The 15,117-nt window shown below is 43.2% G+C and carries 10 protein-coding genes; 4 read left to right on the top strand and 6 right to left on the bottom strand.

The annotated features are described in order from the left end of the window. Nucleotides 1–24: 24 nt before the first annotated feature. The 5 genes from M998_RS13625 to M998_RS13645 all read right to left on the bottom strand — a co-directional run bounded on the left by M998_RS13625 (nt 25) and on the right by M998_RS13645 (nt 8,979). On the bottom strand, nt 25–2,814 hold the full coding sequence (locus M998_RS13625) for a M16 family metallopeptidase (RefSeq protein ID WP_068909357.1): 2,790 nt from the start codon (nt 2,812–2,814) through the stop codon (nt 25–27). Next, complete coding sequence (locus tag M998_RS13630) at nt 2,804–4,525, bottom strand: ABC transporter ATP-binding protein/permease (protein ID WP_068909359.1); 1,722 nt, start codon at nt 4,523–4,525, stop codon at nt 2,804–2,806. The genes M998_RS13625 and M998_RS13630 overlap by 11 nt, the downstream gene beginning before the upstream one ends. A gap of 48 nt (nt 4,526–4,573) precedes the next feature. Then, the gene (locus M998_RS13635) at nt 4,574–7,345 is read right to left on the bottom strand and encodes a secretin and TonB N-terminal domain-containing protein (protein ID WP_068909361.1); all 2,772 of its coding nucleotides are present in this window, start codon (nt 7,343–7,345) and stop codon (nt 4,574–4,576) included. Between the two features lie 117 nt (nt 7,346–7,462). Then, complete coding sequence (locus M998_RS13640) at nt 7,463–8,443, bottom strand: FecR family protein (RefSeq protein WP_068909362.1); 981 nt, start codon at nt 8,441–8,443, stop codon at nt 7,463–7,465. Further along, nucleotides 8,443–8,979, bottom strand: a complete 537-nt coding sequence (locus M998_RS13645; RefSeq protein ID WP_068909364.1) for an RNA polymerase sigma factor — start codon at nt 8,977–8,979, stop codon at nt 8,443–8,445. The genes M998_RS13640 and M998_RS13645 overlap by 1 nt, the downstream gene beginning before the upstream one ends. Before the next feature lie 384 nt (nt 8,980–9,363). Here M998_RS13645 and M998_RS13650 point away from each other — a divergent pair, with 384 nt between their 5' ends. Continuing rightward, nucleotides 9,364–10,146: an energy transducer TonB family protein gene (locus M998_RS13650; protein ID WP_068439135.1), complete on the top strand. Its 783-nt coding sequence runs from the start codon at nt 9,364–9,366 to the stop codon at nt 10,144–10,146. Nucleotides 10,147–10,163: 17 nt separating this feature from the next. On the opposite strand, the gene M998_RS13655 is transcribed toward M998_RS13650, so the two are convergent. Next, on the bottom strand, nt 10,164–10,937 hold the full coding sequence (locus M998_RS13655; protein WP_068439137.1) for an AhpA/YtjB family protein: 774 nt from the start codon (nt 10,935–10,937) through the stop codon (nt 10,164–10,166). Nucleotides 10,938–11,080: 143 nt separating this feature from the next. Here M998_RS13655 and serB point away from each other — a divergent pair, with 143 nt between their 5' ends. The 3 genes from serB (at nt 11,081) to nadR (ending at nt 15,051) form a co-directional block, all read left to right on the top strand. Further along, nucleotides 11,081–12,058 carry a phosphoserine phosphatase gene (serB, locus tag M998_RS13660; protein WP_068439140.1) on the top strand — a complete coding sequence of 326 codons (978 nt, stop codon included), beginning with the start codon at nt 11,081–11,083 and terminating at the stop codon, nt 12,056–12,058. Nucleotides 12,059–12,275: 217 nt separating this feature from the next. After that, nucleotides 12,276–13,661, top strand: coding sequence for a DNA repair protein RadA (radA, locus tag M998_RS13665; protein ID WP_068439142.1), 1,386 nt, complete (start codon nt 12,276–12,278; stop codon nt 13,659–13,661). 157 nt (nt 13,662–13,818) lie between these two features. Then, on the top strand, nt 13,819–15,051 hold the full coding sequence (nadR, locus tag M998_RS13670; RefSeq protein ID WP_068909366.1) for a multifunctional transcriptional regulator/nicotinamide-nucleotide adenylyltransferase/ribosylnicotinamide kinase NadR: 1,233 nt from the start codon (nt 13,819–13,821) through the stop codon (nt 15,049–15,051). Nucleotides 15,052–15,117 lie beyond the last annotated feature (66 nt).

Consider the following 15,117-nt stretch of genomic DNA (forward strand, 5'->3'; position numbering starts at 1 on the left):
CTGTTTAACTTAATGTTTCTAGCACTATGGCGTCATCATAAACACTTTTGAATTTTGCCCTAAATATTGAAGGGCCAGACGGTTTACATCATTAACTGTGAGCTGGCGAATAATGCCTTGTTCTTGGTTTAAACGCTGATATTGGCCATCATCCGCCGCAATTTGAGCCAGCGCTTCAGTCCAATAACCTGAACTATCCGTGACTTGCGAATTCTCGGTTAGCCAAATATTTTTCGCCTCATTGAGCTCTTTTTCATTGATACCGGATTGGCGAATTTTCTCAATCGTGGCTTGTGCAATTTTGATCATCTCTTCAGCACGCTCTGGTGAGGTGGTGAAATTAAGACGAGCAAAATAGTAAGGTTGTGGCTTTTTCGCTAACATTTGTGAAAAACCGAGTGCATAAATACCACTGGCTTTTTCACGTAGTTCACTTCGCAAGCGTTGACTGACAATGGTATCGATAAGCTGCATAGTGAGCTGATCTTGCTGAGACCATTGTGCTGGCGTGGCAAATTGCATGCTTACCATACTTTTATCACTGCTACTGATCGGGTAGCGTTTATTGAAGCTTGCCATTTTTGGCATGATCCCTTGGTCGCGCCAAGTGAGTTTTTGGTTACTTGCTGGAATGGATGCAACCCACTGCTCTAATAAGGGTTTCAATTCACGGCTATTCATTGCACCACTAATCACCAGCGTCATATCAGCGGTAGAGCTTAACAATTGGCGATTAGCTTGCTGTAATTGCTGGGCAGTAAATTGGTTCCAACCCCCTTGCGGGTTAATAACCAGCATTTCACCGTGGGTGTAACTTTCCTGATTAATATTATCAAGAAAGGTACGCTCAACGGGTACTTTGGCTAAATTCAGCGCAAAAGATTGTTTTTGTTGCTCAAGTTTTTCACCGCTAAATTGTGGTGCTGTTAGTTTTAAGTTCAGCAGTTGCAATGCGGTTTCTAGGTTATCAATCGGTGTTTTTCCGCGATAACCATGGGTCAGCAGCTCGCTATAAGGACGCAGTGAGATTTGATTTTGTTTAGCGAGCAACGCTAAATCCCGTGCACTGTATTGCCCGTAACCACTACTTTCAGGCAGCTTTAGCGCCCAATCCGTCAGCCCGGAAGTTTGCGCAGTTTCTAAAGAGCGCCCACCCGGTAGTTGTAAGTTAAATTGGATATCTTCTTTTAGGTTTTTATCCGCTTTAACAATCACTTGAATGCCATTACTTAATGTCCAGCGTTCAGTTTTTTCAACGGGCAGTGCTGCTTGATCGGTAATCGACCCTTTTGCTGTTTGCGGTAATTGCAATTGGATAGCTTGAGAACGCAGGGTAAAAGATCCTGGTGAACTTTGGCGAATACGTTGCCATTGCGCATTGAATGTTTTGCTGTCTATTGCCGCTGCATCAGTATCGGGACCGATTAATGCCAAACGAGGTGATGCAGTTTGTAGGAAAGCCGCCACATGCTGTTGTAAATTCTGTGGTTTTACATCTTTAATCAACTGATAGCTATTATCAAGCTGTTGGCGTTTATTCCACATTGGCATCTCATATTCCAATGCCGTGGTGAGTTGCCCCGCAAGGTATTCATTACTATAGCGTTGTTCTGATGCCGCTTGTTGGCTGAGTTTTTTCAGCATGGCCTGTTTGGCGCTATCGAGTTCTTCTTGCGTCACAGGCTCGGTGGCAAGTCTTTGTAATTCGGTAAACAGGATCTGAGTTGCCCCAGCATAATCATTCCCTTTAGGGTGAATTATCATCAACTGCTGCAAGCGTTGGTTATCTAACATCGCTCCTTGTTCGTTGATACTGATTGATGGGATCAAACCATTATCAACCATCACAGAAAAACGCTGATTTAAAATGGCTAACCACAGACTATCCATCAAGTCATCTGATTGGCCAAGGCGAGTATTCAGTGGAGCACGCACGTCTTTTTGCAGTGAAAATTGCACGTAGCGAGCCCCTTGCTCTTTATCAAACACGGGTTGAACTAACATATTGGTCGAACCCGCAAAGGATTTCCATTGTGGGTCGTCTTGGGCCATTTTTTCAGGTTTCGGTAAGGCAAATAAGGTATCCACCTGATTGCGTACTGATGAAGTATTAAAATCACCAATAATAATCAGGCTCATACGTTGGGGTTGATACCAAGTTTGATAATAATCTTTGGCTTGTTCGATAGGAGCTTGACGCACAATATCGAGTGAACCAATCGGGTTGCGATTAACGTAGCGGCTGCCGTGGTAACGTAATTTTTCTAGACTATCATTGATGCGATAACCCATCCCTTGGCGTAAGCGCCACTCTTCAACAATCACTGGGCGCTCTTTTTCAAAAGCATCTTGGTCGAAAGTCATGTTTGATGCCCAATCTGCCATCACTTGTAGGCTCGTGGTGACTTGTGCGGTGGTTGCATCGGGTAATGAAAGCTTATACAGAGTGGAGTTTAAACTGGTGATCGCATTAACGTGGCTACCCAGTTTCAACCCTTGCTGTTCTAATTGTTTAAAGCCAGTGGTTCCCGGAAAATGTTTAGTTCCTTTAAACGCCATGTGCTCAGTAAAATGGGCTAAACCCAGTTGCTGCTCATTTTCTTGTAGCGAACCGCTGTTGACCAGTAAACGCAGTTCAACGCCGGGTTGATTGCGTTGCAGCAAGTAAACCTGTAATCCATTATCTAACTGATAATGTTGGATATCACTACGAACAGGTAATAGTGCCGGTGTATTGTTATTCTGAGAGACACTACCTGCACAGCCGACTAGCAGCAAACCAATAAAGGTTGCTAACGTGATTTTACGATGCATATTCAGGAGTTCCTGTTGGTAAATGGGCATCATCTTGTGACGCAGATAAAGATGATTCAGATAAATGAATGTTTTGTTCCGCCAATGAGGCAATAAAGCGTTGATGGCTCACTAATACAATGGCGCTGTCGTGAAGTTCCGCTTTCAGTAGCGCCAGTAATTCTAAGGCGCTATTTTCATCAAGGGCGGAGGTGGTTTCATCCAATAGCAATAACTTAGGGCGATTAAGTAACAGGCGTGCAAACATAATGCGCTGCTGTTCTCCGCCAGATAAGCGGTTGTTCCAATCGGTTTCTAATGCTAATTGATGATGGAGTTTTTTTAATCCCACTAAAGTTAATGCATATTGGAAATCCGCTTGGCTAAACCGTGATGCGTTTTGGGGGTAAGCGAGTAAACTGTCTAAGCGACTCATTGGTAGATATAAGCGTTGAGGGATCCACATCAGATTACGGGTGCGGGAAATATTCCCTGAAAAGAAAGGCCAATGCCCACTTAATGCACGTAGTAAGGTGGATTTACCAATTCCCGAACGACCTGAAATTAAGATTAATTCCCCTTGTTGGGCGACTAAATTAACGGTTTTGATCAGCTGGCGGTTATCGGCAGTTGAAACCGTTAAATTTGCCACAAGAGGTGTTTTGCTTTCTTCGACAGTGACGTCTGCGGCTTTATCCTTTTCCAGTAAAATCACAAAATTATACAGACGAGAAACCGTGGCTTGCCACGCCGCTATCTCTTTATAGGCAAAAATAAACCAGCCTAATGAGGTGGCAACACTGCTAAAGGCTTGGCGTAATTGCATTAATCCGCCTAGCATTATTTCGCCTGCAAGAAATTTTGGGAGCGCGAGTAAGACGGGAGCAAGGGCGGTGACTTGTTGATAACCAACGGTATAAAAAGCTAAGTTCCGTTCACAACGGATCAAGCGATTCCAGTTGCTAATGATTTCACTAAAGCGCCCCATTAATTCCGTTCTATCTTGCTGTTCACCCCGTTGACCGGCGATGGCATCCCCATGCTGGCGGCAGTTAATTAATGTGCTACGATAATCGGCTTCACGACGCTGTTTATCCATATGCAAACGACGTAACGGAAAACCAATCCATTGCGTTAGGGCAATACCGATGAGGGTATAGATAATACAAGCCCAAAACATGTAACCCGGGATCGTCCAATCACTGCCTGAAAAATTAAATGTCAGGCTACCGGATAACGTCCAAAGAATGGCGGCAAAAGAGACCAGCGTTAGCATTGAATGCAAAAAGGTCACGAGCAGGTTTAAGGTTGATTCCACTAACAGACGGATATCTTCAGCAATACGTTGGTCTGGGTTATCGGGTTCTTGCGAAGTCAGCCTCAGCATGTAGTGTTTGCTGTTGGGTGATAACCAACGACCGAGGATCAATTCGGTCATCCCTTTACGCCAACGAATAATTAGCATTTGCTTCAGGTAGTTACCCATCACCACAACAAATATTAGTCCGCTGACTAATATAACAAAGTACTGTAATAACCCATATAAAGCCTGTCCATCCAGCTTTTGCAGTGAGTTATAAAAATCCCCATTCCATGCATTCATTTTGACGTTGAACCAAACTGATGTCAGCGTCAGTCCTAATGAAGAAAATAGCAGTATCCAGCACAGCAGGGCAGCACGCTGCCCCCAAAAAGGTTTAACTAAATAGAAAAATTGTTTGAGTGTCTTCATGACGTTATTTCTTTTTTATCGTGGCTCACATTGCAAATTTGCACTGAATTAAAGATCGTAATTAACCTGTAACCAGAACTGACGACCCGGATCGTAAGATTTTAAAACGCGATCATCGAACATAAATCGGTCAGCAATATTTTTATTATTCAACACATTATTCACTTCAACGGAGAAGCCGAAGCCATAGGTGAAATCAGGTTTCCAGCCGAGGCGAGTGTCCCATGTATATTTGCTAGCAAACTTCTGTTTGGTGTATTTACGCAGTTGCCCAACTTCAGGATCCGAGTAATAAGAATTGTCATAACGAACCGCTTGGTTACGAGAACCCCACCATTGCAGGCGGTTATACAAAGTTAGGTCATATTCATCCCACACACTGGTTAGCTCGAGGTTAAGCTTGATAGGTGAGTTAAAACTGGTTGAGGGTAATTTTGATGCGTCGATGACTTTGCCGTCATACCACACTTTATTGAGGTTCACTTTATTGGCCGGGTCGAAAGAGTTGTAGCCCGCATCTTTTGGTGTATTACTTTCGCTTTGCTGCCAGGTAAATGAGGCATTCATAACGTGGGATGCATCCGCCCATTCCCAAGGTTGGCTGTTATTAACGGATAAGGTCACTGTATCGTGAGAACTTCGCCCACCGTTATCAAAGCTACGGATACTCCGTGTATTTGGGTCTCGTGGGTTATCGTATTTAGTACGGGTTCTAACTTCGTCATAACCTTCGCGATGCACATATTGTAGGCGCCATGTGGTGGACATAATTTCTTGTTGCAGCGCAAGGGTGAGCTCATCGTTATAAGGGGTTTTGAGTGAATCAATGCCCTCATAATCTTTTTGGTTATCCCAGTTATTATTGTCTGGGATCAGGGAGCAAGGTTCTTTAGGGTCATAACCAAGACAATTTTGCATACCATCATTTTGTGCGCCATACAGCGCATAGGTGAGCATTGAACGGCCGTAGTAACGGTTAGCACCGGCAATGATTTGTGTTTTGCTATCACCAAAGACATCGTAAGTTCCACTTAAACGTGGCGCGATATTGGTTCGATTAACAAAGTCATCACGGTCTAAGCGAACCCCAGGGCGTAGGATCAATTTGCCATATTGAATACTGTCATCAAGGAATAACGCGTAGTTGGTGTAATCGGCGGAATAAGACCCTTTTTGGAAGCGGGTAATATTACTCAGATGGCCGGTATAGATCTCATTTTCATCAATGTCGCCACTGTAGGTATAACGGAAATAATCGTTGTCTCGAACGTAAGTGCCTTTGGTGTAGTTAACTTCAGCTCCCATAGTTGGTGTATGTGTTAAACCAAGGCCATCTTCTTGTGCGTTAAAACGCATCACTGTTTTAAGTCCGTGGTTTTTTTGTTTTGATTCTAAATCACCAAGACCGCCACTATTTCGTTCTGTTGTTTGCCAGTTTTCATCCGTAGCCCGAACGGTCAATGAATATTTTTGGTCATTTTGACGGTCATCTTTCAAATCTTGCGTATTCGCCGTCACTTCTAATTGACCCAGCTCTAATTGGTGCTTGAAAACAGCGGTAAAACCTAAGCCATCATGAGTTGAGTCATAGCCTGAATTACTGACTGAAGAAGAAAACAGTCGGCTATCATAAGAGGCATAGTTGGCAGATAAATCGAGTGAGCTCTTCTCAGATAAATCGACAGAATATTTTAAGAAATAGTTATCTGAAGTACGGCGTTGATTTTTCTTTCCGGAATCGGAGAAAATTGGCTCAATCGTATTATTTTCAAGTACAAAAGCTTCCCCTCCCGTTACCGTCATTGGAATAGTCGAACTACGACGGGAGGCCGAAAACACGATCCCTGAGTTTTCACTGACACCTAATTCAAACCATCCACCGAAATCATCTTTATCATAACGGTTCTGGAAACGAGCAGGGTTTGCGGTATCGTTTTTGGTTGTATCAATACCTTGTGTTGAGTCATGGTATAGGTGGTTCCAGCTAGAACGGGTTAGACGATAATAAGCATGAGCACTATTTTCGCCTTGCCAGCGGCGACTGTTCACTTCAACCGTACCGCCGGTAAATCCACCAAATTCAACCGGAATATTATTGTCATATACCGCCATACTATCGATAAGGCGGCTATCGATATAAATTCCCTGATCGCCACTGCTTAAGCGGGTCGACGTTTCACCTAAGCCGCTATCGGCAGGGTCAAAGTCATTATTAAAGCTGACACCATCAAGACGATAGGCATTTTGATAGCTGCTTGAACCGTGAATAGAGATACGGGAAGGTTTGATTTCCCCTTGGTTCATCGAGTTGCTGTCGTTATTGGCAAACTGTACCGCAGGGTTGGTTTTCATCAAATCGGTGATATTACCGTCACCGGTATTCTTTTGGCTGATTTCTTCGGAGGTGACATATTGCGGCGCTGACATCACATCAGTGGAAGGGTGATTCTGAACCACACCAGAGACTTGAGTTTCTGGCAGTACCAATGTGCCTTGGTTTAAATTTTGCGTACGAATAACCAATACGCCATTTTCATTGATCAGTTCTAATCCGCTACCGATGAGTATTTTTTGTAATGCGGTTTGCGCGGTAAAATTTCCTGACAATGCGGGGGCACGTAATCCGTTGAGCTGCCCTTTATCATAGAGCAACTGAATTTGTCCCTGAGTACTGATTTGTGCAACAGAGGTTGCGAGGGGCTGCTCAGGAAGTGAAAAAGATTGCTCTTGCGCAACCGCCGATTGACAAATTATTGCGCTACTAACAGCCACCGACAGCGCGAGCGGTTTTAACCGACCGAGCGTAAACTGAATAGACATGGATATCCCTTATTCTTAAGCTGCACAAAAACGTGCTGAAAAATGACCAATAAAATGACTTCTGCTTAAGAAGAGGGTGAAATGAGAATTATCCTCACCTGCAAATGAAAATATTTTTCATTTATTTTTTTTGTTCTGAATAATCAATATATTATTGTTATCTCGATAAACGACTTGGACAGGTAAGAGGGAGGGAAGGGCTTGAAAAAACTTTTCTGACTGACGTAAATTGATACGACCTGAAATTTTGCTGGTCGCTAGCGTACTCGGAGATAATTCAATATTTATCGATGAATAAGCTTTAAGTTCAGCCAGTACATCTGCGAGGGGTTTATCAACAAAAATCAGTTCGCCAAAACGCCATCTTGCCACATTTAATGGGTCGATTTTACTGCGTGCAATCGTACTGTTAATGCCCGCACTCGTTGCGCTATCGCCGGCTAATAACAAAACCGCTTTTTTGTCAGGCGCGCTTTGAAAACTGACAATGCCTTGGCTGACATTCACCAAAACTTGTTGTGCCTTCTTACTGACCTCAAACTCCGTTCCAATCACTTGAATTCGCCTTTCATCGGCGAGAATAACAAAGGGGCGATAAGGGTTAGATTTTACTTTAAAGTAAGCACTGCCTTGATCCAAATAGAGATGACGTATTTGTGTTTCATAGGCCACACGAATGCGGGTATGTTGATTAAGATAAAGTTGTGAGCCATCGGGCAGAGTAACTTCTTTTGGGCTATCGGTCGCCGCAAGGGTCATATTGTTAAGCAGCATGGATGGCAAATGGCTATAGGGTAGAAATAGAATTGCAGCGATAAAAAAGGCGGCGAGGGTATTGCCAAGAGGACGCCATAGGCGAAAAAAATACTGTTTTTTCGGCGTTAATGCCACAGAGGCCGGACGAGGCATAGCATCAAAATCACGCCAAATACCTGCGATTTCATCGTAGGCTTTGGCATGTTTCGGTGACGCTTGTTGCCATTGTTTGAACTGTTCTGATTCTAAGGCAGTGATACGCTGGCTGTGCATACGCGTAAACCAGCGTGCAGCCTCTTCATCAATACGTTCTACGTCATCTGGCTTCTGCGAAGGTGTCATTAACTATTATCGCCCTGATTATCAAGGTGTTTTTTACAATGTACTAATGCTGCTGCAATATGTTTCTCAACCATACTGATCGAAATTTCCATGCGTTCAGCAATTTCACTTTGGGATAATCCATCAAAACGATACAGTAAAAATGCTTCTCGGCGGCGAGGGGGTAATAAATCAATTGCGTCGCTAAGTCGTTGTATACGCTGTTGATGCTCCAGTATTTCACTCGGATCTTCGTTAGTTTGCTCAAAGTTAAGCTCATGGGTGACTTCATCAAGTGAAGTCTCTGATTTAGCTTGGCGTTGATTACGTCGCCAATGATCAATCAGTACATGGTTAGCAATTTTAAACAAATAGGCACGACTCTCTTTGACTGGAGACTGTTCTTTGCGATTAAGCCATAGTGTAAACACATCCTGCGATAAATCATCTGCATCATTACTGTTATCGAGCCGACTGCGGAAAAAGCGGACAAGTTGGCCATATGTTGACTGATATGCACCGCTAATTTTACGTGCAAGGGATTTATCCATAGTCATTTTACTGGTGTCAAAAAAAAGGTAACAAGCATAAAGGTATGCTCAAAATGGATCGCTCACTTAATTTCAATGTATACCCGTCATACTTCAAGTTGCAGGATTGTTGGCTGCACTCAGCTACTCAGGCCACATACTTGAGTATGCTCCCTGCGCTATCTTTGTTTACCGCCTACATGCACCTTGAATTATTTTGGGTATATACCTTATAAATAATAGGTGTTTTAGTTTTATATCTAATTGATATAATTTAATTTTATCTTCTTTAGATTTAATTTATGTTGAGTAATATATTCTTGTAATTATCGATATACTAATAATAATGAATATCATTTTTGTTTGTATTATGCCTATAATCTACAAAAAATAAAGTCGTGAGGCAAAAATATGAGCAGTATAGCGGGCAAGCTAGAGCGCCCGGTTTTCCGCCCTCTAGGCGGTTTGTTTTTAAGCATTCTTTTTCACGGAACACTGGCGGTGATTTTCATTGGATGGTTCACGTCGACAATACCCAAAACTGGGGTATTGCCACCCGCTATTTCGTTGCAATTAGGCGTTTATCAACTGGAGCAGCATGCTGAGCCTGAGGTAAATCATGCCCCTAAGCAACAAAGAGTGACACGGGAAGAGTCATTGCCTGAAGTTGTTGAAAAGATAGATAAATTGCCACAAACTGCGATTGTGGATAATGGAACGCTGACTAAGGTTAGTGAGAAAAAACAGCCACTGAAAAAGAAACTTCCACAAGAAAAAAAGATCATTGAAGATGCGGTTGTTGCAACGCAAGAATCGGCTGTCACATCGGTTCCTGCTTCAGGTAGCGCATCCAATAATAGTGCCAATTTTTCGAGTAATGCTTCGGCGGCAGTAAGTGGTCAACAAGGTTGGCACAGCGAAGTTCATCAGCGATTATCTAAAGCGAAACGCTATCCAAGAGCGGCTTTGCGTTTTCGGTCTACTGGGGTTTCGCAAGTTAAAGTGGTTGTCGATAACAAAGGCGTTGTCGTTAATGCCAGTTTAGTTACCTCATCAGGTACTAAAATTTTGGATAAAGAAGCACTGGCGACGATTGCACGAGCAGCCCCATTCCCTGTTCCACCAGAAACACTACTGATTGACGGAAAAGTGGAATTTGTTGCCCCTATTACTTTTGATACCACGGCAATTTAATTAACAACTAGCTCTAATTAATCATCACGTGAAGGTGGCTTAGTCGGTTTAGGTTTCTGACTTGGCCTCTTCGGCCGATAAGGTTTTGGATCCTTCTTACGTCGTAAATGTGGCGTTCTTTTTGGTGCCTCTTTTTTATCGCCAGTCTTGAGTGTTTCAGTCTCTTCTACTTCCTCTTCGTTATCGTCATTATTGACAACTAAAGGTAATGGAATATTTTTGCCTTTCTTTTTCTTTAGGCGGAACAAGGTATTGGCTAAGACAAACCCGATACATAAAGCCAATAAAATAAAAATACGTAATACGTTAGTATTATTATCTGCTTGCTGAATTTCGCTTGTCAGTAATTCAGTGTCGATGGTTAGGCGTAAGTAGCCTTTTGGCTCTTTATCCCCTTGAATCGGCACAACAAGCTGATATTGGAAGTTTTGTAGGGCGGAATCCCCTTCAATGGCTAACCTTTCTTTGACGGATGTTGGTTCGCCAACTTGAGAAATAAGTGTGCCGCTCGCAGTGTAAATGCTGGCATCAAGAATATATTTATCTTTCGCCACGTTATTTAAATTGGCATTAATTCGCTCTAAATTAAAATCTTTGCTGCCGGGAACAATATAATCGGATAAGCTGAAAGCAACCTGCTCAGCTAAAACATGGGTTAATTGTTTGAATTGATCGACTCGGCTTTGGTTTTGGCTGTAACCCAAGTATGAAACACCATGCATAAGTAAGGTTACCAATGCAACGCAGATAACAATAATGACTGTTTTGTGTAGCTTGAATGTGTGTTTCATTGGGTTTTCGAGCTCTTAATATGTTTATGGCGTTATGCGGGCGGTTCATTGTAAGTGTAGTAGGCTTATTCAGCTACTCACAACTCGAATTATTTAATGTAAAGATTATAAGAAAAATTTGTCGATTACAGGAGCTAATTTTCATGTCAACGAGTTTGACCTATTGTTATTTACCCGATGAAATTCAGAAATGGCCGGGTTTGCCGTTATCACTGAGTGGGGAAGAAGTGATGCCTTTGGATTATCGTGCAGGTGACAGTGGATGGTTACTGTATGGTCGCGGTTTAGATAAGGCACGTATCAGTGATTTTCAGCAGCGACTAGGAATTGCCATTGTTATTGTCTCTTCTTGGCGCATAGATGATTACCAAGTTGTGAGAATTGCGGGCAGCATTACGCCAAGAATTAAAAAACTCGCCGATGAATGCCTATTGGACGTGGTGCCGTTAGGTAAAATACCTCGTTTACGTTCTCCCGGTATTTTACTGATGGATATGGACTCCACTGCGATTCAAATTGAGTGTATTGATGAAATTGCTCGTCTTGCTGGTGTCGGCGAACAAGTGGCTGAAGTCACCGAGCGTGCGATGCTCGGTGAGCTTGATTTTGCTGAAAGCTTAAAAGCGCGCGTGGGTTTATTACAAGGCGCTGATGCGTCAATTCTCGACCAAGTGATGGAAACATTGCCGCTTATGCCGGGGCTCACCAGCCTAGTCCGTAAATTACAGGCGATGGATTGGCATATCGCTATCGCATCGGGTGGCTTTACCTTTTTTGCTGATAATCTGCGTCAACGACTTAAACTGGTTGATGCCGTTGCTAACCAACTCGAAATTAAAAATGGCAAGCTGACAGGCAAGGTAAAAGGCCCTATCGTTGATGCAAAATATAAAGCCCAAGTATTAGTTAAATTAGCCGAACGTTTGGAAATTCCGATGGAGCAAACAGTCGCGATTGGCGATGGTGCTAATGACCTGAAAATGCTACGTAAGGCAGGGCTCGGGATTGCCTATCATGCGAAGCCGAAGGTGTATGCAAGGGCGAAGGTGGCAATCCGGCATGCAGACCTTATGGGGGTGTTGTGTGTGCTTAGTGGTGGTCTCAAACACGAAGAACGGTAATACTCGTCATAATTCGCGCTGTGGCGGTGTTGGCTTCGCTCGACTACTCGGGTCACATACTTGTGTATGCTCCCCGAGATATCCTCGTTCGCCGCCTTGCCACAACGCAAATTATTTAGAGTATTACGGGCATTAATTATTAAATAAAACCCATTAAAATAATTAAAGTTTTAAGAAAAAACATATCCGAACATAGATGGTTTCTCGAGGAGTTGCTGTGGCTAAAGGTGCAAAAAGGGCGTTTGTGTGTAATGACTGCGGGGCGGACTATCCGCGTTGGCAGGGGCAATGTAGCGCTTGTCAGGCATGGAATACCATTACGGAAGTGCGCCTTGCTGCCAGTAGTTCATCATCTCGTACTGATCGTTTGACGGGGTATGCCGGAAATTCAGCAGGTATCAGCAAAGTTCAAAAATTGTCGGATATCAGCCTTGATGAATTGCCTCGCTTCACAACGGGTTTTAAAGAATTTGATCGGGTACTTGGCGGTGGTGTGGTGCCGGGTAGTGCCATTTTGATTGGAGGAAGCCCCGGCGCAGGGAAAAGTACCCTATTATTGCAAACCATCTGCTTGTTATCTCGTGAGATGAAAACTCTGTACGTCACCGGGGAAGAGTCACTGCAACAAGTTGCTATGCGAGCACATCGCTTAGGGTTGCCGACGGATTCTGTCAATATGTTGTCGGAAACCAGTATTGAGCAAATTTGCCTAACCGCAGAGCAAGAACAACCTAAACTGATGGTGATTGATTCCATTCAGGTCATGCATATGGCGGATATTCAGTCTTCGCCGGGCAGTGTGGCACAAGTAAGAGAAACTGCCGCGTATTTGACTCGCTTTGCCAAAACCCGGGGTGTCGCCATTATTATGGTGGGCCACGTCACCAAAGATGGCTCATTAGCTGGCCCAAAAGTGCTCGAGCACTGTATTGACTGTTCGATTATGCTTGATGGTGATGCAGATAACCGTTTTCGCACCTTACGCAGTCACAAAAACCGTTTTGGTGCAGTGAATGAACTGGGGGTTTTTGCCATGACCGAGCAAGGGCTAAAGGAAGTGAGCAATCCATCAGCCATTTTCTTAAGCCGTGGTGATGAAGTTACCTCGGGTAGTTCAGTCATGGTGGTGTGGGAAGGTACAAGACCGTTGCTGGTGGAAATCCAAGCCTTGGTTGATCACTCGATGATGTCCAATCCGCGCCGAGTTGCGGTAGGGCTTGAGCAGAACCGTTTAGCGATTTTATTAGCCGTACTGCATCGTCACGGTGGTTTACAAATGTCCGACCAAGACGTTTTCGTCAATGTCGTTGGGGGCGTAAAAGTCACCGAAACCAGTGCTGACCTTGCTTTATTATTATCGTTAGTTTCAAGCTTTCGCGATCGCCCATTACCTAGAGATTTAGTGGTATTTGGTGAAGTTGGGCTAGCCGGGGAAATTCGTCCTGTACCGAGTGGGCAAGAGCGTATATCCGAAGCGGCAAAACACGGGTTTAAACGCGCAATTGTGCCACATGCAAATATGCCTAAAAAGTTACCGACTGACATGAAAGTGTATGGTGTAAAAAAGTTAGCGGATGCGTTGAGCATATTAGATGATCTCTAAATACTCGTCATAATTCATGCTGTGGCGGTGTTGGCTACACTCGCAAGCCCTAGTCACGTAGTTATCTACGCTCCTAAGCTCTTGCTCATTTGCCGCCTAGCCACAACGTGAATTATTTAGAGTATTGCTGAATTATTTAGAATTTAAGGAAAAATAAATGGCTGAGTTTGACTATCTAAAAAACGCAATCAAGCGCGCTGGCTATACGCTACAGCAAGTTGCAGATGCGACAGAGATGACCAAAGGCTACCTCAGCCAATTGATAAATAACAAAATAAAAAGTCCGAGTGCGCAAAAAATTGATGCATTACATCGTTTTTTGAGACTCGAATATCCCAATAAACAAAAAAATATTGGGGTCGTTTTCGGAAAATTCTACCCTTTGCATACAGGGCATATATACCTTATTCAACGTGCTTGCAGCCAAGTGGACGAGTTACATATAATCTTGTGCCATGACGAACCTCGCGATAAAGATTTATTCGTCCACAGTTCTATGTCACAACAACCGACCGTTAGCGATCGACTACGTTGGTTACTGCAAACCTTTAAGTATCAGAAAAATATACATATTCACTCCTTTGATGAGCAAGGCATCGAACCCTATCCGCATGGTTGGGAAGTGTGGAGCGATGGCATGAAAGGATTCTTAAAAAAGCACAATATTAGCCCAAGCTTTATTTATTCTGGTGAACCCAACGATGTACAACGCTACAAAAAACACCTTGGAATAGAAACGGTATTAATTGACCCTGAACGCAGTTTTATGAATATCAGTGGTAACCAGATCCGCCAGGCGCCATTTCGTTATTGGGATTATATCCCAACGGAAGTTAAGCCATTTTTTGTGCGTAAAGTGGCGGTTTTAGGTGGTGAATCAAGTGGTAAATCCACCTTAGTTAACAAGCTTGCCAATATTTTTAATACCACCAGTGCGTGGGAATATGGTCGCGATTATGTGTTCAGCCATTTAGGCGGTAATGAGATGGCATTGCAATATTCTGATTATGATAAAATTGCACTAGGTCACGCTCAATATATTGATTTTTCAGTTAAATATGCCAATAAAGTTGCCTTCATTGATACGGACTTTGTCACCACTCAAGCATTTTGTTTACGCTATGAAGGTAAAGAGCATCCTTTTGTTCAGGCTCTGATTGATGAGTATCGCTTCGACTTAGTGATTGTATTAGAAAATAATACGCCGTGGGTCGCAGATGGGTTACGCAGTTTAGGCAGTGATAAAGACCGCCAAGCATTTCAAACATTACTGATAGAAATGCTTGAAAAAAATAATATTGAATTTGTTCGTGTTAAATCCCCAGACTACGATTCTCGGTTTTTAACATGCGTATCATTAGTTCAGCAATTATTAATGTTGGATGATTAAAACCTAAATATTTTCAATAAAAAAAACGGCATCGAAATTTATTCAGATGCCGTTGTTGTTGATTAA

It is taken from the genome of Providencia heimbachae ATCC 35613, from assembly GCF_001655055.1.
In the GTDB taxonomy this organism is placed as follows: domain Bacteria; phylum Pseudomonadota; class Gammaproteobacteria; order Enterobacterales; family Enterobacteriaceae; genus Providencia; species Providencia heimbachae.

What these genes read in the sequence shown, in the direction of transcription:
- M998_RS13650 (WP_068439135.1), top strand. Translation starts at nt 9,364, where the DNA reads ATGAGCAGTATAGCGGGCAAGCTAGAGCGCCCGGTTTTCCGCCCTCTA.
- M998_RS13640 (WP_068909362.1), bottom strand. Translation starts at nt 8,443, where the DNA reads ATGACACCTTCGCAGAAGCCAGATGACGTAGAACGTATTGATGAAGAG.
- serB (WP_068439140.1), top strand. Translation starts at nt 11,081, where the DNA reads ATGTCAACGAGTTTGACCTATTGTTATTTACCCGATGAAATTCAGAAA.
- M998_RS13645 (WP_068909364.1), bottom strand. Translation starts at nt 8,979, where the DNA reads ATGACTATGGATAAATCCCTTGCACGTAAAATTAGCGGTGCATATCAG.
- nadR (WP_068909366.1), top strand. Translation starts at nt 13,819, where the DNA reads ATGGCTGAGTTTGACTATCTAAAAAACGCAATCAAGCGCGCTGGCTAT.
- M998_RS13635 (WP_068909361.1), bottom strand. Translation starts at nt 7,345, where the DNA reads ATGTCTATTCAGTTTACGCTCGGTCGGTTAAAACCGCTCGCGCTGTCG.
- M998_RS13655 (WP_068439137.1), bottom strand. Translation starts at nt 10,937, where the DNA reads ATGAAACACACATTCAAGCTACACAAAACAGTCATTATTGTTATCTGC.
- M998_RS13625 (WP_068909357.1), bottom strand. Translation starts at nt 2,814, where the DNA reads ATGCATCGTAAAATCACGTTAGCAACCTTTATTGGTTTGCTGCTAGTC.
- M998_RS13630 (WP_068909359.1), bottom strand. Translation starts at nt 4,525, where the DNA reads ATGAAGACACTCAAACAATTTTTCTATTTAGTTAAACCTTTTTGGGGG.